The sequence below is a fragment of the Pedobacter sp. N23S346 genome (assembly GCF_048515415.1).
Classification (GTDB): Bacteria; Bacteroidota; Bacteroidia; order Sphingobacteriales; family Sphingobacteriaceae; genus Pedobacter.
Window position 1 is genome coordinate 137875 of the sequence record NZ_JBLYEE010000011.1, and the last position, 26355, is coordinate 164229.

The window sequence follows — 26355 nt, forward strand, 5'->3', positions numbered from 1 at the left end:
TTCAAATTCTATATCCCAGAAAAATAAATTCTTAACTTTATTTTGTAAATAGCTTAATAATAGGTCGTTATACTTTGTTCTGTTCCGGATAAAATTTAACAAAAACACACGTTTGTGGGGTGTTTCATGTGGCGATTAGTCATTCTAGTATTACAATTTTACAACTATTTGTTGGGAATCTATTTGAGTTCTGTAAGTTTACCCCTTTATTAACGAACCATTTGAACTAATAACGTTAAGTGCATGAATTTCCCGGATTATGAAAAGGAAGTTCAAACCAAAATTGCATTCATTTGTTCAAGTTTTTTTTTAAAATCAATCTCTAAACTAATATGATGTAACCAAACAGTAGAAGATTAATCTAATTACAAATAGTCCGTTTACAACGATGATAAAACTGGAACTGATCAAAGGAACTTTCAAAAAAGAAAGTGCATTAACAGCAACATACCCCATGAGAATCCTGATGATTAAAGAGGCGAGGGGTTGTCTTTGTATGAATTCTGGTGATCATAGTTTGAAAAATGGAAGGATATTTTTTATTCCGGAAGAAGGTTTAGTGCGATTGGAGGGAGAAATTACAAGTGGTTATTGGTTAAATTTCAGCAGTGCACTTTATTCTGAATTTCTACTTCAACATCTGGATCCATTGGCAAAAAACCTTTTCCTTAATCTTTCATTCAGAGACCTGGATGGTAACGGACTTAAAAAGGCTTTTGGTTTAATCGAGCAATTAAAAAGAGATATCGAAGCGAGAAATGACATGAAATTCCTGGCGCAGTATCTGTCATTATTTTTGGGTTTCACCGCTGGCTTTGATGGATACCTTGCCGCACTAACCCTGGATGAATTACAGCAAACGTTGCGATTCAGGGCAATTTTAGAAAATTTCTATAAGCGGGAAAAATCGATCGAGTTTTATGCTGAGGGAATGGGCATGAGTCCTAAAAAATTAAATTCATTTTTAGATCGGGTATTGGGTAAAAGTTTATTTGTGTTAATTAAGGGGCGGGTAATGCGAGAAGCTGAAGAACTGCTCTTACATAGTGATTATACTGTTGATGAAATTGCGGCTATACTAGGTTTTCAACAAACCTCGAATTTTAGTGATGCTTTTAGGCGATACAAGGGAATTTCGATATCTCAGTTTAGCAATTTGGGTTGAAATAAAAATTGATGCTGCTGTTAAAGGAACGCAAATCGCATAGATTCTATCCCTTCTCGATAACAGGTTTTCCTGACCTCACAACATCATTTGCTGTGCGCCTGACGCGTAAGGCTTTGCTTACTACTATCTACTACCAGCAGCATCAATTTTTCATTGGCTAAATTATAAAAACTTGTGTGGATTTCGCATAATATTCCATTAGATGGTAAGAATAGACGGTATATATTTACTAATTTATAGGGAATCTAAATAAGTTTACTGAATTGTGATTATTGCCTCCCCAATTTGTTAGGCCATTCTTCTAAAATAATATGTATTTTTAAAGAGCTGTGCGATTAAAGGTAAGTTTACGCCTGATGAATGTTTTAGTTAAATATTTTTTGACTAAGTAATTAGTTTCAGAAGCAGAATTATGAGCCAGAATCAATAATGAAAAAACGATCATATAAAGTATAATCTTAGCTTATCAAAGAAACAATGTTAGCCTGTATTCTTTATTTCTTACTAAATTACTGATTTTAAGGATTAACATAGATAACTTAGCTTAATTAGTAAGCCTCGTGCATTTAACATGTTGTCTATAAATTCGAATTTCTAATCAATATTAAAATATGAAAAATATTCTTCTATACCTGCTCTTATTTGTTTCAGCCGGACTATTTGCTCAAAATCAAAAGTCGCCGAGGGTAATTTATCCAGGTTTATTTGAGGATGTTCAACTGGCCAGGGTTTATGCAGATGGGAAATCTTTTGCTGATGCTGTTCCTAAAAAGAAGCCTTCGGAAATTATGAAAGCTTACCTGGCTGAAAAGAATGGCAAAGGGTTTAATCTTAAGGCTTTTGTTGATTCGCATTTCAATTTACCGGAAAGCCATACTGCTTTGTATCAATCTGATATAAAAGCTGGAATAGAAAAGCATTTGGATACTTTGTGGACTGTTCTTCAACGAAATCCTGATACTGTTTCGGCCATACAAACCTCCTTACTTCCATTGCCAAATCCCTACATAGTTCCTGGCGGCCGATTTAGAGAAGTGTATTATTGGGATTCGTATTTTACGATGCTGGGCCTGAAAGAAGCTGGCAAAGCAAAGGTGATGAAAGACATGGTAGATAATTTTGCATACCTGATCAATACCTATGGTTTTATCCCGAATGGAAACCGAAGCTATTACCTTACCCGTTCCCAACCGCCTTTTTTTGCGGCTATGGTGCAATTGCTTACCAAGGATAATCCAGATGTTAAACTCAGTGAATATAAAGAGGTGTTGGAAAAGGAATATAACTTCTGGATGAAGGGTTCAGCGCAACTTGCTCCGGGCAAAGCGATTAACCATGTGGTAAAACTAACTGATGGAACCATTCTGAACCGATACCATGATGCTGGCGATCAGCCGAGAGAAGAATCGTATCGCGAGGATTACGAAGCTGCAAAATTAACAAAGCAGAATCCGGCAATCTTTCTCCGGCATGTGCGTTCTGCGGCAGAATCGGGCTGGGATTTTAGTAGTCGTTGGTTTGCAGATGGAAAAAGTTTCAGTCAGATTATTACCACTGATCTTTTACCTGTTGATTTAAATACGTTGATGTATAATCTGGAGCGTACCATAGCAGCAGCGAACAAAGAAGCTGGAAATACTAAAAAAGCGGCCTCATTTTCTGCGAAAGCGAATAAACGCAAAGCAGCGATTTTAAAATATTTTTGGAATGCTAAACAAAACTTTTTCACCGATTACAACTGGAAAACCAAGAGTTTCTCTAACCAGTTAACATTGGCTGCTTCATTTCCCCTTTATTTTAAGCTCGCTACGGCTGCTCAGGCGAAATTGGTTGCTCAAAAGCTGGAGAAAGATTTCTTAAAACCTGGCGGATTAATTACCACTTTAAAAACAACGAAAGAACAATGGGATGCGCCAAATGCCTGGGCTCCTTTGCAATGGATGAGTATTGCTGGTTTACATCATTATGGTTATGATCAATTAGCCGATACGATATCGAACAGATGGGTAAATCTCAATATTGCTGTTTTTAAGGAAACAGGGAAATTGATGGAGAAGTATAATGTTGTGGAAACGAATAGTAAAGGTGGTGGTGGGGGAGAGTATCCACTTCAGGATGGTTTCGGCTGGACGAATGGCGTATTGCTGAAGCTTTTAAAAAAATAGAAACCAGTTAAAATCAGAATTATTATTCCACCTCATTGAATAATAATTCTGATGATATTTCTAGTTTTTATTTAATACGGTAAAAGTTTTTCGTTCCAATCCCACTCCGGTAATTTGAATTGATTTCCAATGTTTTGGTAACACACTTGGCACCTGAACAATGCCCTTGTTGGTGATATCAAGTCCGCCGAAGCCCATTAATACACTTTGCAGCACACCACCAGCACCTGTAGCAAAATACGGATTGGTACCACCTTTCGTTTCTGCAATTACCCTGAATGGTGGATTTAAATTAGGCTGATAGGATTCTTTAAAGTATTTGTAAGCCTGATCTGCATGGCCTGTTCTTGCGTAAAGCAATGCGAAAATGGCATGCGTCATGGCAGGCGTTCCTTCATCCGGTATTCTTGTTTCATAATAAGCCAAATCCTTTTCGATCTGATTTTTATCGGTAATCGTTTTCAACGGATAAGCCAGCAAATTCACATCGGCCTGTTTAATGCCTTCGCCTTTATAGCTTTCATGTTCTTTGGTTACGCCATCCGGAAATTTCAAAACCGGGATGTTTTGCTCCACAAGATCCCAATCTTTGTTTTGAGGCAAACCTAAGATTGCAGCTGCGGCATTGGCATTTTTGAGATTAAGTTTGGCTGCCGCATTGGTAAATGCATTGTTGTTTACATTTTCTGCCCATTCATCTGCTGCCACTACATTTTTAATGTCGAATTGGTTTGTTCCGTTACGTTCTACGCGGCTTGCCCAAAAATCTGCAGTTTCTGAAAGAATTGGCCAGCCTTTTTCCCTTAGCCAGGTTTTATCCTGCGTTACGCAGTAATAATTCCAGGCAGCAAGGGCAACATCTGCAGAAATGTGGTGTTCAAATGGTCCGCTTAAGGCCCAAACCGGGGTTTCCTCTACGCCCGTATCGGCACTTTCCCAAGGGTACATGGCACCTTTATAGCCATGAGAGAAAGCATTAAGTTTAGCCGCTTGTAATCTTTCAAAGCGATATTCAATCAACGATTTTGCAATATCAGGGTGAAGCACCAGCAAGGCAGGAAACATCCAGATATCAGTATCCCAGAATACATGACCGTTATAACCCAAACCCGATAAGCCCATCGGCGAAAGTGAATAGGATGTGCCGGGGCGTGAAAATGAAGTAAGGTGATAGAGCATGCTATGTATATCTTGTTGCGCCTGTGCATCTCCATCAATAGTAATGTCCGATTTCCATAAGTCATCCCAGGCATTATAATGAAATTTGATCAAACGGTCTCTTCCTTCCAGCCTGGCAAAAATGCTCAGTCGTTCGGCTTCATTCAACGGATCAGCATGTTGTGCAGAGCTGATGGTGCTGCCAATAACCGAGTAGGTATACGTTTCACCAGCTTTTAACAATTTGCTAAACTTCATTAAATGGCTGTTGTTGTCCCACATTTCGTGGATTATTTTTGGTTCACTACCATGCTGTTCGGTAAACATAAAACTGTTTGATGCACAAAGTTGTAATTTTCCAGTCGGGCTTTTTGCTGTGGAGGTAAGCAAGCTGAGCGTTACATGCGGCCTGTCTATTTCATTGTAATAATTTTCTACATCGCGAAGCGCGTCAGGTGTTTCCATAACACTGGCCGCAGTAAGTTTTAAATCTTCATTGGCAGTAATGGTTACATCCATTAAAACGGTAAATGGCAAATGCCTCAATGCGTAATAAGTGGATTTGATATTCGCTTTCTTTCCGTATTGCAGTTGCGTGGTAAAGGCAGCATGTTGCATATCCAGCTGTTGTTGCATGTTTTGGGTATTGCTTGCATCCAGTCGTTTGCCATCAATTTCAATATACATGTTCAGCAGGTTAAAGCCGTTTAAGAAATTGCTTACCCGCCCGCGGCCATAGGTATCGTAAGCGCCTGCTAATATTACGTTTTTAACTTTAAAAGGTTCGGGAGATGATACCACGCCGATCATGCCATTCGCTACGGTTATGCCGTAATAATTTCCGGGGTCAATATTTTCGACCTTAAGTTTCCAGGGATCCTGTGCTGAGACGTAGCATTGTGCAAACATCAGCAGCAATAGTATGTGAGTTGTTTTAATCATCAGGTTAGAAACTAATATTGTTTAACTTAATAAAGAAAAGGCTGAACCGCAAATACTGGTTGTGAATCAGGGTTTGAGCGTTCAGCCTTTAAATCAGGGTTTTACGTTGTTAAAAACCGGGATTCTGAATCAGGTTTGGATTTCCAAGCTGATTATCAGGAATTGGGAACAACAGGTATTTAGATTCGCTGGCTGGTTTTTCCTGCCAAGCAGCAAGGAATTTACCGAAGCGGATTAAATCTTGTCTTCTAAAACTTTCCCAGTATAATTCACGTCCGCGTTCTTCTAAAAGGTTATCTAAATTCAAACTTGCGAAAGCTGATGCGCCTCTAGCCGTTCTGATCGAATTAACGATCGTTAATGCTGTGCCAGCTTGTGAGGTTCTGAGCAAAGCTTCTGCTTTCATTAATAAAACATCAGCATAACGATAGTAAACCCAGTCGTTATCTGGTCTTCTTGTTCCCGAATTTGGATAATCAATAGGGTATTTAATCACCCTGATTCCGGCTACCTCTAAATGATTTGGATCTCTTTCGATGATGCTTACCTCCGGGGTAAATGCCAATGCATTTCCTTTTCTATCTTTCAAAGCCGCACCAGTCTGATCGAATTGCGGACCCACTAAAAAGCCCACCCTGATACCAGAAACATTGGTTTGCCCGGTATAAGCTCCGCCTCTGCGTTTATCTGTTGCTTCGAACTTATTATAGAAATTGGATAAGGTTGCGAAACCGTTATAACCATTCGGATTTTGATTATAGTGTAAAGTACATTTCCACTGTCCGTCTAAATCACTTCCTGCAACGCCGCCCAGGTTTTGCGAAGTAAAAATGTTCTCTCTCGATAAAACATCATTTGTAGGGGCGAAATTATCGAAATAATTAGTGCTTAAAGTGTATCCGCCAGTTGCAATTTCATCGGCTAATGCAATTACTCTGGCCATGTCTGCCGGATCAAACGTTGGTGCTGTACGGTTTAAAAAGGCACCTTTGTTCAGGTAGATTTTCATTAGCAATGTTCTCGCCGCGTTTTTATTGGCCTGGTGCGCCGGGCCATCTGGCAAAGTTGGAATGATGGCCGTAAGTTCGGCGATGAGATAAGCAATCTCCTCTGTTGCGTTTCTCACTTTCGAAGGTCTTGTAACACCTTCTCCGGGCTCACGGTAAGGTACCTGACCCCAACCATCCAAAATAGAAAACTGCGAAAATGCACGTAAGAAACGGGCGGTGGCAGCCTGTGCTGGTGTAGGGTTAAAGCCTAACACATTTGTACTTACATAACTGATACTGTTTAAATCTCTGAATACATCCGAAATCCTGGCATCATCAGATGCCCATTTATGTAAATGGAGTGCACGCCAGGCGCCGTTATCATCCCAATCACCGGCACGTGTAGGTACAATGGCCTCATCAGAGGTTACTTCCTGCAAAGCAGACCAGTTCCAAGGTGCCTGGTAAGGACCACGCATAGCGGTATAACTGGCAGTGATTAAGCCGGGAACATCATTGGCACCCAATGAACCCGAACCTACCTGACCATTTAAATTTTCATCTAGTTTGGTACAGCCCGATAGCGCTAAAGTGGCGGCTACGAAGCTGAAAATATATTTATTTTTCATGTGATTATCGTTGAAGGATTAAAGAGAGAAGTTAACACCAAAGTTGAATGTTCGCGCAGTTGGATAGGCGGTATAATCGATACCTGCTGATGGTACACCATTAATGCTTTTGTTCACATTTACCTCCGGATCGAAACCGGTGTAGTTTGTAATCACAAAAAGGTTCTGACCATTCACAAAGATGTTTAACGATTTAATCGCTTTGCCAATATTACCCACGTTATAGTTGATGGTGGCATTGGCTAACTTTACGTAATCTCCTTTTTCTATATATCTTGATGATGCTGCAATTGGATTGGCCAATGACTCCTGAATGCTTGAATTAACAAGCGCTGAAGAAATATTTCTGGTTCCTAAATTGGAGATTGCAAGTACAGAATTGGCGGTGTTGTTGTAAATACTCTGTCCGAAAGATCCGTTTAGATTTGCCGTGAAAGAGAATTTTTTGTACCTCAGGCTTGTCGTAAGGCCAAGAATTACTTTTGGGTTAGGGTTTCCAAGATAATACCTGGTAAAACCATCATCAGTATAGGTTGAGAATCCATTAGCATCTAAACCGTTATACTGTCTGGTTACCATGGCGAATAGGGGAAGCCCGTTCTGGATCACTTCTAAATTCACACCACTTAATCCCTGACCGCTTAAAGATCCTGTTCTGATTAATCCCGTTAGGTTGCTTACATTGTTTTTGATAAAGGTAACGTTACCACCTAAAGACCATGATAGATTATCTTTTTCGATGATGCTACCATTTAAACTTAACTCCAAACCTTTGTTCTGCACTTCGCCATCTAAGTTATACCAGGTAATTACACCATTTGGTGCGGCTGGTGAAAAGGCATTTTGAGGGAATAACAAATCTGTAGTCACCTTATTGAAATAATCAATCGATCCTGTAAGTCTGCTCCCTAAGAAACCAAAATCGATACCCACGTTGGTTTGTTTATCTTCCTGCCATTTCAAATCTGGGTTAGCATTGTTGATACCTACCAAACCATCTACACCTCTGATTACGAAACGTTGTTGAGAAGATCCGGAAGGGAAATCCTGGTTACCGGTTTTACCGTGTCCTGCTCTGATTTTTAGTAAGTTAATCCATTGTACGTCACTCAAAAAGCTTTCTTTTTTAATGTCCCATGCGGCGGCAAAAGATGGGAAATAGCCATACTTATTGTTCGTTCCGAATTTGGTGGAACCATCTGCTCTGAAAGTAGCAGTTAGGATATATTTGTTGTCATAATTAAAAATGGCCCTTCCGAAGTAAGATTGTAATTCGGTTGTGGGATCATTATTGGTTACCAGTGTACGATTCGCTGGTAAGGTGGCCTCAAATGCATCGGTATAATCTACTGCAATATTTCCAAAACCTGTGGCTGTATTTACTGCCCCTTTATTTACAAAACTTGAATATTCATAACCGACAACGGCATTTAAATTCAGTTTGGAAACAATTTCCTTATTAAAATTTAAGGTATTGGTAAACTGTTGCGTAATCAATTCTGTATTGGAGTAGCTGGCATAACCACCTAAAAAGTCTCCTGATGGTTGAATACCTTGTAAGTTCAATGTACTCCTAGTCGAGGCTCTTCTAATCCCTGTGCTATAATTTACACTGGCTAACATTCTGTATTCTAACCATGGTGTAATTTTGTAGTAAGGTGAAACGCTTCCTAAAATGGTAGATACTTTTGCTTTATCGCTGTTTGCCGCTAATGCTGCTAAAGGATTAATGGTGGTAGAACCATAATCAATAAACAGGCTTCCATCTGGGTTATAGAAAGATTGTGTTGGGTTCCATGCCAAAGCCTGGCTGATTAAACTTCCGGTAAAACCGGCATCAGTGGTGATCGGAGCAATACTTTCCAGGTATTGATTGCTGATCATGTTCACATCTAAACCTAGTTTTTTGCTGTCTAAAAACTTAAAGTTTCCGTTAAAACCTGCACTGTATTTTTTGAAATCAGAACCTTTAATAATCCCTTGTTGATTCTGGTAGCCTAAAGATGCCCTGAAAGTATTGCCATTTGTACCGCCACTAATGCCTACAGAATAGTTTTGGTTGTAAGCGGTGCGCAATACCTCATCCAATGCGTTAACACTGGTGCCGAAATCACCGGCGGTTAACCCGTATTTTCTAAGTGCTGCCCTGTATTCATCGCCAGATAAAACATCTACTCTTCTGGAGATAGTTCCAACACCTGCAGAAGCACTGATGTCTATTTTAGCATCTCCAGATTTTCCACGCTTAGTTGTGATTAAAACCACCCCATAAGCTGCTCTGGAGCCATAGATAGCCGTTGCAGAGGCATCTTTCAAAATTTCCATCGATTCGATATCTGCCGGATTGATGAAGTTAAGTGGGTTGCCATCTGGTGCAATACCAATACCCGCACTGGTCGATGGCCTTGCCGAACGTCCGTCTAAAGCCACACCATCAACAACATATAAAGGTTGTCCCGATCCGGTAATGGCCGAATTACCCCTAATTCTTACCGTAGAGGCACCACCCGGCTGACCACTATTGTTGATCATTTGCACACCGGCAACTTTACCCTGAATCAATTGATCAGGCGCATTCAGCGGTCCTTTATTAAAATCCTTTGCTGAAACAGTAGTTGCGGCACCTGTCAGGTCACTTTTCTTAACAGATGCGTAACCCACTACCACAACTGCATCCAGATTGTTAAGGGATGCGAGGGTAACGTTTACTAAAGTTTGATTGTTTACGCTAACCGTTTGTGATTCAAAGCCTACAAAACTCACAATTAATCTGGAAGTTGCAGAAGGTACAGCGATCTGGTATTTTCCTTCGGCATCTGTTTGTGCTTTTACGTTGGTACCAGCTACCTGAATAGTAGCGCCAACCAATGGAAGTTTGTCGTTATCGTAAATTATTCCTTTTACCACGGTTTGGGCAAAGGCGGTGGTACTGAGCGAGATCATCAGAAAGGTAATGGTCATCAGTTTCCCTAGAAAATGCAATTTCTGTTTATTGTGGAAAACAGACCAATTGCTAAGTAAAGTAAGGTTCATAATTGTTTTAATTAATTGGTTAGAAAAAGTTTTATTTCAGAATTGAGCGTTGTCAGTTAAGGTGGTGCAGCTTTAATTGGGTTCATATTGGATTTAGTTAGTGTTAGTTATTTGTATAATGGCTGAGGTTTCTCAATTTTCTTCCTGGCAGTTTCGAGCGCATAATCAATGCAATTTTCGATAGGTTGATCCTGGAGGTAACCCGCAATAAATCCCGACCAAAATGCATCTCCTGCACCCGTTACACCTGTTACAGCGGCTACCGGAAGTGCTGGTTGATGTTGCCATTGCTGGTTTTTTGTTTTGTACCATACACCATCTTTTCCGCAGGTAAGGCAGATAAGTTCTATGGATAATTGGTTCAGCCATTCCATCGATTCTTCAATACTTAAAGATTTTCCGGTGAAACGTTCCAGATCATCCACACTGATTTTTAACAATGGATTCAATTTGCAGATTTGCTCAAAAACAGCCTTGCCATCATCTTCCCCCCAAATGGAAGGTGCAAAATTCCAGTCGATAGAAACTTGTTTATTCAGCTGATTAGCCTTTGAAAAAGCAATCAGAATGTTTTTTTGTGCAGGTGCTAAACTCAGCGAAAAAGCGGTGGTATGCAAAAGATCTGCAGATTCGATCAGTTGATCTTCAATTGGGGTGATGTAAGCATCTGCACTGCGATAAGCAATAAAATCGGGTGTTTCGGTATTTTTGCCTACTAATACAATTGTGGTTTGGTGTTGGGCAGTGCGCAGCAAATATTGATCTGAAACCCCTGCAGTTTTAAGTTCGTTGGTTAAGAAAACACCAAGGTTATCATCGCCCACGGTGGCCACCAAATCAGCATTTATGCCAAGCCATTTCAGGTTGCAACAAAAATTGGCCGCGCTTCCGCCTTGATTAATTTTAAACGATGATGGTGATGCCAGTGAAGGAATATTCTCTTCGGAAATGATATCAGCAAGTAATTCACCGATTACCAGTGCCTTTTTATGTGAAATGTTATTTGTTAATTCCATTTTGCTCGCTAACTATGCGTTAAATAAGTTTTTAAATTCTGGATGCATCATAGCTTGCTCTGCGATGATGGCACCAGCGGCGCTCCAGGTACATTTTTCTACCCCACAAGGTGTATTGTTTAGCCCATGCAAACATTCGTTAAAGCTGTTTTTATTATTGTTTGCTGTGTGAATGTTTGCCGTTAAATCCAACGCCATATTGGTTTCACCAGTTGTGTGTAAGGCCGCTGCCATCCAGCCGTTCCATACCGGCCATAAACCCCCATTATGGAAATAGTTAGGCAGGTTTCGAAACGCATAGGCATAATTGTTTTTCAATTCATTCATATCCGCATCCTCCGCTTCGATGGTTGGTGAGAACGATGGAATCAAAGATTGTTTGGCAGCATAATTATGCTTCACGTAGTTTAGTAAAACATTATTCTGCTGATCATTTCCAATGCCCAGGAGTAAGCAAAACGCATTGGCCTGGAGGTCGAAATAGGGATATATTCTTGCCGGGTTAAAACCCATCAGCCAAAAATTGCTGGAAGCATCTTTTAACTGATGAACCAGATTGGGTGCATAGGCATTTTTCTGTTTTTCTGTTTTCCAATAGTTATTGGTAATTGTATTGGTAATGTTTTGTGCTTTCGTAAAATAAGTATCGTTCTTTGTAAGTCTGAATGCTAATCTCAAAGCCCAAACACGCAAGAGCTGGTCAAAAAGAATATAACCATGTTGAATATATTCATCGGCCCAATCGCCACTTTGAGGTACATAAACCAGGTGTTTTCCATTAAACTCCCAGGTATCCATCACTGCAAAACATTTTTCCAGCTGTTGCTGATATTTTTCCCATAAGCTGTAATCTTCCGTTAAAATGGTGTAGGTGCATAAACCAATTACCGCCCATGATGGATTATCGGCCCTGCCAGATGTACCGCCATAACTGGCTGCGCCATCTTTTGGCGATACGTTTGAGGGCATAAAACCATTTGAATGTTGTTTGTTGAAGAGGGTATCAATCGTTGCTTTGGCGGTTTTAATTAACACTATATCGCCACTTAATAAAGCGGCAATGCTGGTGATCACGCCGTCTCTGGTCCAAACGCGTTTGTAATTATCCTGTTCCTGTACGGCGGCTACAAATCCAAATGGTGTAGATGCTTCGTACAGAAGGTTTAGCGCTTGCTGATATAATGGTTTGTTTACCATGGATTTAAATTGGTGTGTTTTTGCTTTTAATTAATAAAACGAAACTGCCTGCAATGGTAATAAGTACGCCGGCAAATATGATGGCATTTTCAGGGTTATGGCCCAATAAATATTTGTATACGTATTTAAAGGTGATAGTTTCCAGCAGCATGGGCATTACAATAAACATGTTAAGAATCCCCATAAAAATACCCGTTTTTTCTTTGGGAATACTACCTGCGAGCATGGCATAAGGTGTGCCCATCATGCTGGCCCAGGCAATACCCAAACCAATAATCGGGATGAATAAAAGTGTTGCCTGGTGAATCATCGGTAGCGAAGCCAAACAGATTCCACCAAATATTAAACTCAGCAGGTGTACTTTTTGAGCAGTGATTTTCCTGGCAAAAAAGGCCAATGGGAAGGCTACTAAAAAGGTAACCACATTGTAGCCGCCATTTACCGTTCCGGTGAGCAATTGTGCGGATGCGAAACCTTCCGACGCGGCATCACTGGTATTATAAATGGTTTTGGCTAAGCACAGGGTGATAAATTGCCAATACACAAACATGGCGTACCAGTTAAAAAGGTAAACAATACCTAACTTTTTCATGGTGAGCGGCATGGTTTTAAAAGCTTCGCCGATGTCTTTTAAGATGCTTCCGATGCCGCCCGGAGCTGCCTTTATTTTCTTAATCTCTTCATTGGTTAAAGGTGTTTCTTTCGTAGTGAAACAGCTGTACATTATAGAACCTATAGATACTGCGCCACCAATAAAGAAAGCTGCATAAGTAGTGTATGGAATATTGTTCCCACTTCTGGAGTGGATGCTAATGAAGCCTGCGGCAATCAGAATGCCAGGGGTAAGGTTGGCCAGTGTAATCCCTAAACCGGTAAAAAAACTTTGGGTTAAGAAACCCAGTGCATGTTGTTCTGATGGTAATTTATCACTCACAAATGCCCGGTATGGCTCCATGGTGATGTTGTTTCCGGCATCCAGAATCCATAAAATGCTGGCGGCCATCCAGATCGAACTGCTGTAAGGCATTGCAAACAGACAGATGCTGCAAATAATGGCACCAATTAAAAAATACGGACGCCTCCTCCCAAACCTGCTGGTGGTTTTATCGCTCATGGCACCAATAATCGGCTGAATGATCAGGCCTGTCATTGGTCCGGCTAAATTAAGTAAAGGCAATTGATCTGCATTGGCCCCCAGGTAAGAATATATGGGTGTCATGTTGGTTTGCTGTAGCCCAAAACTGTATTGAATTCCAAAAAAGCCAAGGTTCATGGCGATAATGGAACCAAAGTTCAATTTGATTGCAGAAGTCGTTTTTCCTGCTTTTTCTGGTTGTGCAACGATCATGTTAATGCTTTTTCAATTTGTAAACCACTGCTTGCCAAGGCAGCAGTTTGATGTTATTATTTTTTATCGCCATAGCTTCTGCATAGTTATTAATCGCCAGCACCGATGCTGCGGTATTGATTTTCTCATCAATTTGATAGTTAATTTCTTTCGAAGAGAAGTTTAACAATACCAGCATTTTTTCATTGACATGTGATCTGGTGTAGCAATGGACATTTGGGTTTTCCATGTCATGTACCTGGTAGCGGCCATAAATTAGTGTTGGTGTCGCTTTTCTTAGGGCAACCACTTTTTTAAAATAGGAGAGTATGCTGTTAGGATCTTTCTCCTCTGCGGCCACATTAACGGTTTGATAGTTTGGATTTACCTTAATCCATGGTGTGCCAGTGCTAAAGCCTGCATTGGCGGTGTTATCCCATTGGATAGGTGTTCGCGTATTATCCCGCGATATAAATTGCTGCTTGGCCATAAATGCATCCAGATTTTCCTTTTTCAAAGCTGCGTTTTGATAGGCGTTAATGGTGGCAATGTCGCGGTAGTCACTAATCTGATCAAACTTAATATTAGACATGCCTAATTCATCGCCATTAAAATAAAATGGGGTGCCCCGCATGGTCATAATCAATGTAGTTAACAATTTTGATGAGGCTGCGCGAAATTCAGGACTATCATTGCCATATTTACTGACCATTCTGGGTACATCGTGGTTTGCCAGAAAAATAGCCAGCCAGCCTTTATCTGCAAAAGAGATTTCCCATTTAGTAAAAGCTTTCTTCAAATCGGTAAGCAGGTAACCTTTGGGATCGTTCCCGATATCCATTATTTCAAAGTGATAGGCCATGTTTAACTCCTGCCTATCCTCATCAACCAGGGCGTGTGCATCTTCTAAAGTACTTCCGGCACCTTCGGCAACTGTCATTACGTTGTATTTACGCAACACTTCTTTATTCATCTCCTTCAGGTAAGGGTGAAGGTTTGGACCCATTCCGTAATATTGAATGATATTTTTTTCGTAACCTTCAGGGTATTTTTTCCAGGTGGTATCTTTAGACACATATTGAAAGGCATCCATCCGCAAGCCATCTATGCCTTTATCCAGCCAGAACTTCATCATGTCGTACACTTCCTTCCGAAGTTTTTCATTTTCCCAGTTTAAATCAGGTTGCTTTTGCGAAAAATAATGGAGGTAATATGATTTTGTAGTTGCGTCATACTTCCAGGCATCATTATTTACGTCAAAAAAACTGTAGCGCGGAGTAGGTTTGCCTTTTTCTTCGGGCCACCAATGGTAATAATTGCGGTAGGGGTTGGTGCGCGATTGTTTAGCTTGTTTAAACCATTCATGTTCATCGCTGCTGTGGTTCAGTACCATATCCAGCACGAGTTTAATGTTACGTTGGTGGAGGCCTTTCAGCAGTGCATCGAAATCGTTCATCGTGCCAAATTCCTTCATGATGTTGCGGTAATCACTAATGTCGTAGCCGTTATCATCATTTGGCGAAGAGAAAATCGGGTTCAGCCAAACGGCATCAATACCCAGGCTTTTCAGGTAATCTAGTTTTGAAATAATTCCTTTTAGATCTCCAATACCATCGCCATCACTATCTTTAAAGCTTCTCGGGTAAATCTGATAAACAATAGCTTCTTTCCACCATGTAGGTTGCTGCGTGGCTTTTTCCTGAGCAGATACCGATTCAGTCTCAAAATTAAGCATGCAAATAACGGTTAGCAGACATAGAAATCTCATAAATACGTTTTTATTCTGTAGCTGTATTGCTATAGCGACAGAAATTATAATTTGGTTAGTTGTTGGCAGCATAGAAAGGCTGGATGCCTTACTGTTGCTACTTATTTTTTTGTTGATATGAAGATAGGCTTAATTCCAATTAAAACTATGGAAATGCGCTATTTATGACCGCAAACGTTTGCGGTAACATTTCCGCAAATGTTTGTTGTGGAAAACTTATATTTGAGTAACCAAGTGTAAAATATGAGACTAAGCCCAACCCTTAAAAAGATTGCCGAACAATTAAATGTAAGTATCTCAACAGTTTCGAGAGCATTAAAAGATCATCCGGATATTTCGGCAGAAACGAAGCGGAAGGTAAATGAACTGGCAGCGCTTATTGAGTATGATCCAAATCCTTACGCCGTAAACCTGCGGATGCACAATAACAAGGAGTTTGCCATCGTAGTGCCGAGCTTATCTAATTTCTTTTATCATTCATTTATTAGTTCGATTGAGGAGGATGCCAGGCTTCACGGTTATTCGGTGTTTATCTATCGGTCATCTAACGACCCGCAGATTGAACTCGAGATTTTAAAAAGTTGCAGACTAAAAAGGGTTTCGGGTGTGTTCATTTCCATCACTACAGAAACCAAAGATATTTCGCCCTTTACCAAATTAGACGGCTATGGCATTCCGGTAATCTTTTTTGATAAGGTGCCCGGTTCCGAACTCTGCAATAAAATTTGTGTGGGCGATGAACACGCGGCTTTTCTGGCCGCATTAGAAATTTTAAAAAAGGGAATTAAAAATGTACTTGGGATATTTGGAGATCTGAATATGTCGATTACACAAGCGCGATTTCAAAAGTTTAAAGAAGTGCTGGTAGAGGGAAATCAGAAAATTAAACTTAAAACCGTGCATGCCATCAGTTCTGAAGAAGCAGAGCAAGTGGCGTTAACTGCTATTGACGATTTTAAAGGAGAATATTTCGCAATCTTTTGCATGAGTGATGAAATATTGGCTGGCGTAATGAAGGCTGTGCAACGGAAGAATTTGAAAGTGCTGAAGGATGTCGGCATCATTAGTATTAGTGACGGCATGATTCCGAAACTTTTTTATCCGGAGATTACCTATGCTGAAACGAGTGGCTTCAAGCTAGGGAAACTGGCCCTTAACCGGATGATGCGCTGCATTGCCGGCAGTTCTTTTGCCCAAACCATTGTAGATGAGTCGCGTCTGATTGAAGGGGGATCTATTTGAGTATAAAGCTAAAAGCTTAAAGACCAAAGCAAAAAAACAAAGCTAAAAGATAGGTGCTGAAAGACTAAACCTAGAAGACTACAGTCGAAACAAATAAAAAAAGGACAATGTATTAACTATCAAAGAGATAACCGCTGTAGGCTAGCCCTTTGGCTACGCTTTTAAAATTGTCGCCTGAGTTGAGTGGAATATGCGGAAATTTGGTTTTGAACAGCATCTGGATGGCTGCAACCATCGATGTCCCGCCTGTTAAAAACAGGCAGTCGATATCTTCCGGCTTAATTTGGTTGGTTTCCATGAAACTCGTTAGGTAAGCTTCAATTTTGTTTACGTCTTTTTCGATGATGCCATTGTATTGATTGATGGTGATTTTCTCATCTATTTCGATGCCCATATTGTCATACTTAAAATCAGACTCTGGCTGATCAGAAAGTTCAATCTTTGTTTTTTCTATTGCTCTGAAAACCGAATAGCCCAAATTATTATCCACCAGCGTAATCAGGTTTTTAAACTTCGGGTCGTTCCCCGAGTAATAATAGTAATCTTCAATCTCTTTCTGGATTTTCAAACCATTAAAGAAATTCATTTTATCCCAGGTACAAATGTTGGCAAAAAGAGATTTCGGAACATTTAAAACCTTTCCGGGCGTGGCTTCATACATTGTGTTTTTACCAAAGTAAGGCGTTCCGCGATCCCACATCATTGCCGAATCCAAACTGTCGCCACCAATGTAAATCCCGCCAGAAGCAATCATGTCGTTCTTACGGTCTGTACTACCCACTTTCTCCGGATCGAGAATCAGGTAAGTAAAATCCGTGGTACCGCCACCTAAATCGGCCACTAACACCCGTTCTTTATTTTTGATGGTTTTCTCATAAGCGAAAGCTGCACCAATGGGTTCGAACTGGAAACGAACATCGGTAAAACCAGCCATTTCTGCGGCTTTTTTTAACCTGGTTTGCGCCAAAGTATCTTTAGCGGTATTGTCATCATCAAAAAAAACCGGTCGACCGATCACCGCCCGCTCGCACTCTTCACCAATAATTTCATCGGCTTTGGCTTTCAAATCCTTTAAAATTAAGGCTACTAAATCCGATGCCGTATAGCGTTTATTGTGGATTCTGGTTTCGGTAAAGGTTGTTCTGGATAGAATTTGCTTAATTGATTTGATGAAACGACCCTTCATACCGTCACTTAAATAAGCGTCGATGGCTTTCTCACCAACAATGTGACTTTCGCCGTCTACATAACTTTTTGTTTCGGTAAAATAAATTAACGATGGAATGGAAATCGTATCAACAATCTCTTTTTTCTGCTCATCATAAATAGAAAGTGCAGAGTTGGTGGTTCCAAAATCGATTCCGTATAAAAAGTTACCCATGTAAACTTGAATTTTAAATTTGTTCAGCATTCTGTTCGAACAAAATAACCAGATCAGGTTTATTGTAAACAGGAGAGGATAAACCCTGATGGTATCCTGCCTAACTTCGCCGTATTTATTGGTGGCGAAATCGTGCGGGAAATTCCTGCTATTTTCTTTAATCTGTTAATGATATTCTGTTGATCTTGAATGCGCTATTGTTTTTCTGAATGATGCTTTATCGTTTTAAACTATATTCAGGGAACATTTCGGCAAATATCTATAATTTTAATGAAGCTATCTATCAAAAGTTTTCAACGGTTTGAACCCGTCTTTTCAATAATGATCTGGCCATTAATAATCGCTGATCGCATCTTTTAGAATGTTTTGGTGAAAAATATTTTGCTGTAAATCAGTGGTTTCAGGTGGGAGAGGGGCGGTTTATTTAAATGCTTGCTGTTTTTTATAAAATATTTCTATCTTTGCGACCTCAATAATGATTCCGTAGCTCAGCTGGTAGAGCATTACACTTTTAATGTAGTGGTCCTGGGTTCGAATCCCAGCGGGATCACAGAAAACCTCACAGCAATGTGGGGTTTCTTTGTTTTATACCCTCCAGGATGTAACGCAAGAATAGCATCTTCTTAAAAGATTTCTTCATAACTCGAGATAATGACATGCAAGGAAAATTAACCACAGATAAAAAGGATATAACCACAGATGTCGAAAAAAGTATTTGTGTCATGCTTGCTTTTTCAACCACCGCAATGACGACTGCTTTAGAAAAGGTTGACATGGAGATATAATAAGTAAACGCTAACCAAATCAAGCTTATTCGTCTGCCATTATTCCATAGGCGTCTATCTCTTTTTTTTTAAAGATGCCTTAAAATGCAACTATCATGCCTTAGGACTCCAATGGAACCCCAATAGGGATCGGACTAAACCTTAGCCTGCTTTGGTAGAAAGATAGGGCTGTAAACTACTCCCGAACCCACAAAATCGGCTTCAATTACAAAATTTCTAAAGCCCTTTTCTTTAATAAGAAACCGAATTTTAAAATATATAAAACCCTACAATCATACGATTAGTAGGTTTTCGCTTTTTATGGCAAAATCTACCATTCCACCACTACAAATAACCTAGCTTATCATCCCATTTCCAATGATAAAAAATTACCTAAAAAATGGTATAGGATGGGCAATTGCGACGGGTTTATCTTTGACCAACCTTTTAAATGCTTTTTTGAAGGCCTATTTTAATCCAAATACATCTATTTTATTTACCCGTAATTCAATTGATCTCAATGAAAAAACAATTATTAATGATTTCCTTTTTTATGGCTATTGGCGTTATTGCAGCAGCCCAGTCTAAATCAAAAAGTAAGGCTGTGCCGAAGGCTAAAACTGAAACGAAAGCTATGGCTTCCAAAAACAACAATTCTTCCCTTAGGGCATATAGCAAAGGTGATAACCTGCTAAATGTGGGGATCGGTATTGGGAGTCCGTTTTTTGGTTCAGGTTACTCCTCGTCGTTGCCGGTAAATCCAAGTGTGTCTTTCGAAAAAGGAATTACGGAAGAGATCAGCGTTGGTGGACAGGTGGCTTACGCCAGTTCTAAGTACAATGTAGACCTGCCAGGTGCAAACTATAGCTTTAAACAGAATGCGTTTTACATTGGTGCCAGGGGTTCCTATCACTTAAACGAAATTTTTAAGCTGGATCCTAAATTTGATGTTTACGGAGGTGCCAGCCTTGGGTATGTTATTGCCAGTGTGAGCAACAACCAGGGCTTCAACGGCACTACAGGCAGCGGTGTAGGTTTCGGCTTATTTGCTGGCGGTAAGTATTATTTCTCTAACAATACCAGCTTATTTGCAGAGCTAGGCTATCAAAGTCTTGCCGTGGTGAACGTTGGCATTGCATTTAAGCTTTAAACTTTCAAAATATAACCTATGAAAAGTCTACTTAAATTATCTTCGCTGTTATTGTTATTCCCACTATTATTTGTGGCTTGTAAAAAGGAAAATAAAGATGAAACGCCTACTGGTCCGTTGGGGCCTAAATATCCACAGGTAATCAACAACGTGATTACGCCAGAAATTCTTGAAAGCCTGAAAAAAAACGGTATGACCGTAAATAGTGGCACAACACCACCAACCATTAATGGGGTGTTTTTATTTAGTCCGGCCTATTGCTCATTTGATAATTCTGGCAACAACCTTCAAGGCCGTTATTTTAATGATTACAAACTTCAGTTTAAAAATCAGAATACCAATGAATATACAGTTAGCATGGAATACAAAGATGTAAGTGATGGTACTGATAGTGGTGGCGATAATAATGCTACTTATATATCTGGTGAGAACAATTTGTTCACTGTTTTTTCACAAGTTAAGGGTAAGTCGGGCAGTGTAAACTATGTGGCGCTTGATGTAATTAGTGGGGAAGCAGCGGGTGGATCAATGAAAAATCTGGTTTGGAGCCATTACCTGGTATCGAAAGAGGGAGATGAGGCTAATCTCTTTCTTGTACCTGTTGGTACAACCAGAATATTTAAGGATGAAAATGGTTTATCAGGCGTTCAAACTACTTTTGATGTGTTACCCAATAATTTACAAACCATTGTAAAAAAATCTTTATCACTATCTACCGCAAGGTAGGAATGTTTTAATCATTATATCCTTAAGTTAAAATCCAACAAAAATTACCATACGATCAAAATGTATAAAATCCCGCAATCTTAAGATTAGCGGGATTTTTGCTTTTAAAAGGATCGGCCAAAATTCACCCTATTAGACAGAGCCTGGTATATGCTCAAAATTTGCAAATAATTATCATCTAAGTTTTCAGATTTCCTTTTCACTATCGGTATTAATTGTATGGCATGCAAAGCCTGCTTTTACAACCTTATAAATAGCGGAATCATTTCTTTTTCAATTTAAGCATGCCATAAAATGCAAACTATCATGTTATAGGATTGGGATGGAAGGCTAATAGAAATCTAACTAAATTCCTTCCGTATGTATTAAAGATTTCGAGTGCTCTCACGGTTGTATTCGTGTAAAATAAGTTAGATTTATATGCCTTATTACTTGGCTAAACAAGTTGTGGTAATCAGTTCGTGTAAAATTTATATGTGCCATTTTAAGTAAATGAACTGTTACGCTATATTTATTCATCATCCCGCTCACACTTTAAATTTAAATTAACGATGAAAAAATTAATGCTCAAAGGCAAAGTTGCGGCGTGCCTAATTTTGATGTGCCTTCTTATGGTACAAAGTTGTAAAAAGGATTTACTCCAGCCTAACTCGAATGTTTTAACAAGCTCGCTTTCTATTGCAGAGGCCAAGAAGTATTTTGAAACCACTGTAAAACCATCGCTCAAATCTAAAACGCTCCTGTCTAAAGGGGTTACAAAGCCTTCAACAAACGACGAATCAATAGCTGAAATTTTAGATAATAAAGAAGCAATTTGGGAAAGCGCTTATCAAAAATTAATTTCTACAGGGAATGCAGTTAAGATACCGCTCGATTTTGGTAAAACCTATTCTGTTGTAGATGTAGGAAAGAAAGAACTCATACCCTTCGGATCTCTGAATTATCTTTTTATGTATAAAGATAGCCTGCAACAGATTCATACAGAATGGGTAATCCTACTTCCGGATAAAGCTTGGCTTTATGGCAAAAGAGACCAGTATACGGGCAAAATTGTTGTTAAAGATTGGGAAGGCAATTTTATTAAAGCATACGATTATAAGGGGATGATTCCGGCAAAAAGCATGAGTCTGATTCCTGGCAAATCAAGTAATAACATGACAAATTCACTTCCTGAAACTGCAGAGCCTCCCGTAGACCCATTAGATCCAACAAATCCTGATGTGTGGGTAATTTGTATTACAAAATGCCATGAATTTTGTGGACAGAGTATAGTTGACAGCAGGAAGTGTATAATAATCAGAAATCCTGAAGATCCTGAAAATGGTGGAGGCGGAGGTGGTGGAAGTAGTGGTAATGGTGGCTCTGGTAGTAATGGAGGTTCTGTTGGTGGTGGATCTAATGGTGGCACATCAGGGGCTGATTATTTTCCGCCAAATGGTCCAAGTTGTAGTTCAGATCCAGGTTATACAAAGCCTAATTATCCGGCGCCTGATGGTTATAGTTGGATCATGCCATGTGAAGGGCCTGGAGCTGTTCCTACTCCATCAGGACCTACCATACCCGTTGTTGATAATGAATATTCTCCTGTTAATTTACCATCAGATTTTGATGTACAATACGATCAGGAATGGTACGATGGTGAAGATGAGCTTGGACTTATTGATGCAGAACTGTTGCAACAGGGAGTTCCGAATACAGATCCAATACCAGAGGGTTATTATATAAAAGGTACTGGTATTGATATGACGCCTGCTACGCCAAGAAATGGCCGAACGGTATATGGAGATCCAAGAAATGCAAAATATTTTTGGGAAGAACTAATCAAAAAAAGACCAGAAATGTTTAGTGAAGAAAACAGAATGTTTATTTCAAATAATAAATTTGAAAAAGTTAACGTTGATGATCAGTGGATTAAGTATAATCCTGCTCATAAATCATACAGATTTAATCAACTAGTTCACCATCATCACAAACAACGTAACATGGCTTTTGCCATCCCTGCAAAAGTACATCAGAAGTGGACTGCCATTCTGCATCGAATAAGGGCTAGTGGTAAAATCCCTAAATTAGGAGGTAGATTAAACTCAATGGGACCATTTTTACAAATTTTTTCAATTATAACTGATATTAGAACAGGTAATCCTGATGCATTTGTAAATGGTTTTGGAGCGATGGATGAAATGGGTAAATTATATAAAGAGCCGATCCAAAATTTTTATTTTGAAATTATCGAACAAACGGTATTCAAAAACCGGAGTGGAACAGTTACCAGGGCAATTGTTACTTACGATGCCTTTGAAGATTATGTCTGGGATGAAGATGAAAAACGGTACATGGGTGTTTTAAAAATAGCCACTTATGTAGAAGATATTGATGTAATAAATCATCGAACCAATAGTTTAACAAAAGTGAATTAAAATTGCCTGTATATGAACAAAATAATCGATGATTTCTTTAAGACTTATTTCATGTATTCAGATTTTTTGGCGGGATTTGTTGAAGAAAAAACACCAAAAGATATGATTAATTCTCCTGTTAATAATAACGGTTACTATAAATGGAAGCCTATTACCGGAACATTAAATGAGAATGACTATCATCACGTTGAGCAAAAATTTGGGGTGAAATTCCCTAAAAGCTTTATAGAGTGGCATAAACAGTATTTTTTTCTGGATTGTTCTTGTCAGCTCTTTGGGCTCCCTGTTTCCTCCCCAACCGAACCGCTTCAAAATATTATTGATAACCTGGATTATGACCTGGCAAACGAACTTGTGGAAGCTAAGCTATACCCATTCGGCGATGATGGTAATGATGCCGGACCCTTGGTTTTTGATGGAAGATACGAGGTAGATGATAATGAATATCCAATTAGGGTTTATGACCATGAATACGGCGGAGATCTGGAAGGATTGAGTGAAATTATTTTTTCTTCTTTCCCTAAATTACTGGAATGTTTTACTCATTATATACAGGAATTAAAAACCAGAAAGAATTTTGAAATCATTCCAGATTTTTTTCAGATTGATCCAACTGGTGCAGGAAAAACTGGGATTGATTACTGGTTGGGCTGGATTGCTATGGAAGAGGAAAATTACAGACTTTTTGGGCATTAATTTACCTGGGAAAAGAAGTTAGAATCCCAACAAGATTAACCTAATGGTTTTGGTGTCTTGCCAACCAGCCTAAGTTTTATCTCGTCAATCTGCTCATACCATTAAATTTACAGGCATGGTTTTTTTTGCTAGTGATAGATGGTAATGTATGTCTAAAATCCCTTATCCCACCAATAATTCTGTTTGATTCCATTTAACCACAGATGGAAAGAGAAAAAATCACCGAGAACACGAAGATTGGCAATTATTCTAACCTACTGGTTTGGTGTCTCACCAACCAACCTAGTTTTTATTTCATCAATCAAAAGCGTAAAACGTCGAACAAGCAATCTCTAAATTTAAATATTCACATCTTCTTCTGCATGGCGGGTAAGCTTTTTCTTGTGTTCGTAGCCCCATTCGGTCAATGCACTGATTTTGAGTCCGCAAAAAATTGTAATTTAGTCTCGGCAAGCTGCTAATTATCAATTAAAAATGACACTACTTCTCCAGCAGAATATCAAAAAGCACATCTCGCTTTCAGAAAGCGAAACAGCGATATTTTGCGGACTATTTGAGCAAAGGCTGATCAAAAAAAAACATTTTTTATTGAGTGAAGGCGAAGTGTGCAGATTTGAAGGATTTGTTGTTAAGGGCCTTTTGCGGGTATATCATATTGATAAAAATGGCTTTGAACAAGTCCTTTATTTCGCGATCGAAAACTGGTGGGTTACCGATATAGATAGTTTTACCAATGAAACACCTTCTCAACTTTATATTGAAGCGCTGGAGGATTGTGAAGTGCTGTTAATTTCTAAAAAGAACAAGGATTTCGCTTATGAAAACCTGCCTGAAATAGAAAAGCTATTCAGGGTGATGACCCAAAAAACACATGTTGCCTTACAAAGAAGAATGATCGACAACCTGAGCAAGACTGCCGATCAGCGCTATCAAGAATTTTCAGAGAAATATCCGCAGCTCATCCAGCGTTTGTCAAATATCCAGATTGCCGCCTACCTGGGCATCACCAATGTTTTCTTAAGCAAGATCCGAAAAAAGCTTGCACTAAAAAGATAAAGCCGAACTTTATTTATTAAACTAGTTTAAACCTTTCCTCCGAAAGGGTGAATAACTTTGCTTCATCATCTTAATCATCAGATCATGAAAAAAATAAGTTCAATCGTATTACTAACTACTTTAATCTTAACTCAAATGGAAACACAGGCACAAAGCTTCAAAACTATTGAAGCAGGCAATTTAAAACTGGAAGTTTACAACGCATCAGAAAATAGCTTTGGCGTGGCTTCTGTAATCATCTCCGGAAAAACCGATGCCATTTTAGTCGACGCACAGTTTACCCTGGCAGATGCTGAAAAGGTAGCGCAGAAAATAAAAGAATCAGGTAAAAAATTAACCACAATTTACATCTCTCACACCGACCCCGATTTTTATTTCGGATTGGAAGTATTCAAAAAATATTTTCCTGAAGTTACGGCATATGCCTCACCTGCCACAGTAACATCTATCAAAGCTACCGCACAGAAGAAACTAGAGATCTGGGGCGAGAGATTAGGCAAAGCAATTACCTCCAATGTGACTCTTCCGCAGGTGCTAAAAGGTACCAGCATCGAACTCGAGGGACAAAAGTTAGAGATTATCGGACTGGAAGAATTTCCTGCTAAAACATTTGTATGGATCCCTTCTATCAAGGCAGTTGTTGGTGGAATAAACGTGTTTGGTACTACCTTTAACCTTTGGATGGCCGATGCACAAACTTCTGAGGCACGCAAGCAATGGATTGATGTTTTAAATAAAATTGCTGCATTACATCCAGAAATTGTAGTTCCTGCGCATGCCAACTCTAATTCCCCATTCGATATTTCTGCAGTACAACATACCAAAAGCTATATCGAATTTTATGAGCAAGCGCTGAAAACTAACAAAACATCAGCAGAACTAATCCAAACTATAAAATCAAAATACCCAGACCTTACTTTTGAAACTGCTCTACAGATTGGAGCAAAAGTAAATACCGGAGAAATGAAATGGTAAAATTAAAATTTATCTCCTGTCTGTTGGTGCTTATTGCATCTTCGGGCTGTATTTCAACCCATAACAAGATGACAAATCTAGAAATTGTAAAAAGCACTTATGAAGGTAAAACTTCAGCAGAAAACGGTAGAAACCTGGCTAAATATGTATCAGACAGCATCAGCTGGACTGAAGCCAAAGGCTTTCCTTACGCCGGAACGTATATAGGGCTGGAAGATATTACCAAAAATGTGTTCAGCAGGCTGGGGAGCGAATGGATCGACTACAAATTTACTCCTGAAGATTATGTTGCTAATGACGATAGGGTAGTGGCCTTTGGTACTTATACCGGAACATATATCATTACCGGAAAGGCTTTTGAGGCCAGAGTTGCACATATATGGAAGCTCAAAGAAGGAAAAATCATCAGCTTTGAGCAGTTTGTAGACAGCCAAACGGTAAATAATGCAATGAAATAATAGGATAAAGTAACTAAACAATTATTACAATCCAAAACATTCAAAGCCCTGCAATCGCAAGATTAGCAGGGTTTTGTTTTAGCGAAATTAATAGTCAT

General features: G+C 39.3%; 18 protein-coding genes and 1 tRNA gene. 11 read left to right on the forward strand and 8 right to left on the reverse strand.

Translation table 11 applies throughout. The annotated features are described in order from the left end of the window. The first annotated feature begins 388 nt into the window (after positions 1–388). Positions 389–1165: a helix-turn-helix domain-containing protein gene (locus ACN1CD_RS18320; RefSeq protein WP_419131870.1), complete on the forward strand. Its 777-nt coding sequence runs from the start codon at positions 389–391 to the stop codon at positions 1163–1165. A 614-nt stretch (positions 1166–1779) separates the two neighbouring features. Beyond that, on the forward strand, positions 1780–3333 hold the full coding sequence (treF, locus tag ACN1CD_RS18325; RefSeq protein WP_419131871.1) for an alpha,alpha-trehalase TreF: 1554 nt from the start codon (positions 1780–1782) through the stop codon (positions 3331–3333). Between the two features lie 60 nt (positions 3334–3393). Here the strand turns inward: treF and ACN1CD_RS18330 are convergent, their stop codons facing one another. From ACN1CD_RS18330 to ACN1CD_RS18360, 7 genes are all read right to left on the reverse strand, one after another. After that, positions 3394–5433 (reverse strand): glycoside hydrolase family 65 protein, encoded by a 2040-nt coding sequence (locus ACN1CD_RS18330; protein WP_419131872.1) that lies wholly within the window; start codon positions 5431–5433, stop codon positions 3394–3396. 109 nt (positions 5434–5542) lie between these two features. Beyond that, positions 5543–7051, reverse strand: a complete 1509-nt coding sequence (locus ACN1CD_RS18335) for a RagB/SusD family nutrient uptake outer membrane protein (RefSeq protein WP_419131873.1) — start codon at positions 7049–7051, stop codon at positions 5543–5545. An 18-nt stretch (positions 7052–7069) separates the two neighbouring features. After that, positions 7070–10084, reverse strand: coding sequence for a SusC/RagA family TonB-linked outer membrane protein (locus tag ACN1CD_RS18340; RefSeq protein ID WP_419131874.1), 3015 nt, complete (start codon positions 10082–10084; stop codon positions 7070–7072). A 107-nt stretch (positions 10085–10191) separates the two neighbouring features. Then, positions 10192–11100, reverse strand: coding sequence for a carbohydrate kinase family protein (locus ACN1CD_RS18345; RefSeq protein WP_419131875.1), 909 nt, complete (start codon positions 11098–11100; stop codon positions 10192–10194). A gap of 12 nt (positions 11101–11112) precedes the next feature. Further along, positions 11113–12297: a glycoside hydrolase 100 family protein gene (locus ACN1CD_RS18350; RefSeq protein ID WP_419131876.1), complete on the reverse strand. Its 1185-nt coding sequence runs from the start codon at positions 12295–12297 to the stop codon at positions 11113–11115. A gap of 4 nt (positions 12298–12301) precedes the next feature. Further along, entirely contained in the window at positions 12302–13645 is a 1344-nt protein-coding gene (locus ACN1CD_RS18355) for an MFS transporter (protein ID WP_419131877.1), read from the reverse strand. A 1-nt stretch (position 13646) separates the two neighbouring features. Continuing rightward, complete coding sequence (locus ACN1CD_RS18360) at positions 13647–15359, reverse strand: glycoside hydrolase family 13 protein (protein WP_419131878.1); 1713 nt, start codon at positions 15357–15359, stop codon at positions 13647–13649. Between the two features lie 276 nt (positions 15360–15635). On the opposite strand from ACN1CD_RS18360, the gene ACN1CD_RS18365 reads away from it, so the two are divergent. Beyond that, positions 15636–16634 carry a LacI family DNA-binding transcriptional regulator gene (locus ACN1CD_RS18365; RefSeq protein ID WP_419131879.1) on the forward strand — a complete coding sequence of 333 codons (999 nt, stop codon included), beginning with the start codon at positions 15636–15638 and terminating at the stop codon, positions 16632–16634. A gap of 112 nt (positions 16635–16746) precedes the next feature. Here ACN1CD_RS18365 and ACN1CD_RS18370 read toward each other — a convergent pair whose 3' ends face one another. Then, positions 16747–18015 (reverse strand): Hsp70 family protein, encoded by a 1269-nt coding sequence (locus tag ACN1CD_RS18370; RefSeq protein WP_419131880.1) that lies wholly within the window; start codon positions 18013–18015, stop codon positions 16747–16749. A 477-nt stretch (positions 18016–18492) separates the two neighbouring features. Here ACN1CD_RS18370 and ACN1CD_RS18375 point away from each other — a divergent pair. The 8 genes from ACN1CD_RS18375 (at position 18493) to ACN1CD_RS18410 (ending at position 26257) form a co-directional block, all read left to right on the forward strand. Continuing rightward, positions 18493–18565: transfer RNA gene (locus ACN1CD_RS18375), tRNA-Lys, on the forward strand. Positions 18566–19299: 734 nt separating this feature from the next. Beyond that, entirely contained in the window at positions 19300–19929 is a 630-nt protein-coding gene (locus ACN1CD_RS18380; RefSeq protein WP_419131881.1) for an outer membrane beta-barrel protein, read from the forward strand. Between the two features lie 18 nt (positions 19930–19947). Then, the gene (locus tag ACN1CD_RS18385; RefSeq protein WP_419131882.1) at positions 19948–20655 is read left to right on the forward strand and encodes a hypothetical protein; all 708 of its coding nucleotides are present in this window, start codon (positions 19948–19950) and stop codon (positions 20653–20655) included. A 611-nt stretch (positions 20656–21266) separates the two neighbouring features. Continuing rightward, entirely contained in the window at positions 21267–23072 is a 1806-nt protein-coding gene (locus tag ACN1CD_RS18390; RefSeq protein ID WP_419131883.1) for a hypothetical protein, read from the forward strand. 12 nt (positions 23073–23084) lie between these two features. Beyond that, a complete protein-coding gene (locus ACN1CD_RS18395; protein ID WP_419131884.1) occupies positions 23085–23768 on the forward strand; it encodes a hypothetical protein in 684 nt (227 codons plus the stop codon). A gap of 474 nt (positions 23769–24242) precedes the next feature. Then, positions 24243–24824, forward strand: a complete 582-nt coding sequence (locus ACN1CD_RS18400) for a Crp/Fnr family transcriptional regulator (RefSeq protein WP_419131885.1) — start codon at positions 24243–24245, stop codon at positions 24822–24824. Between the two features lie 84 nt (positions 24825–24908). After that, positions 24909–25799: an MBL fold metallo-hydrolase gene (locus ACN1CD_RS18405; protein ID WP_419131886.1), complete on the forward strand. Its 891-nt coding sequence runs from the start codon at positions 24909–24911 to the stop codon at positions 25797–25799. A 68-nt stretch (positions 25800–25867) separates the two neighbouring features. After that, complete coding sequence (locus ACN1CD_RS18410; RefSeq protein ID WP_419131887.1) at positions 25868–26257, forward strand: nuclear transport factor 2 family protein; 390 nt, start codon at positions 25868–25870, stop codon at positions 26255–26257. Positions 26258–26355: the final 98 nt, after the last annotated feature.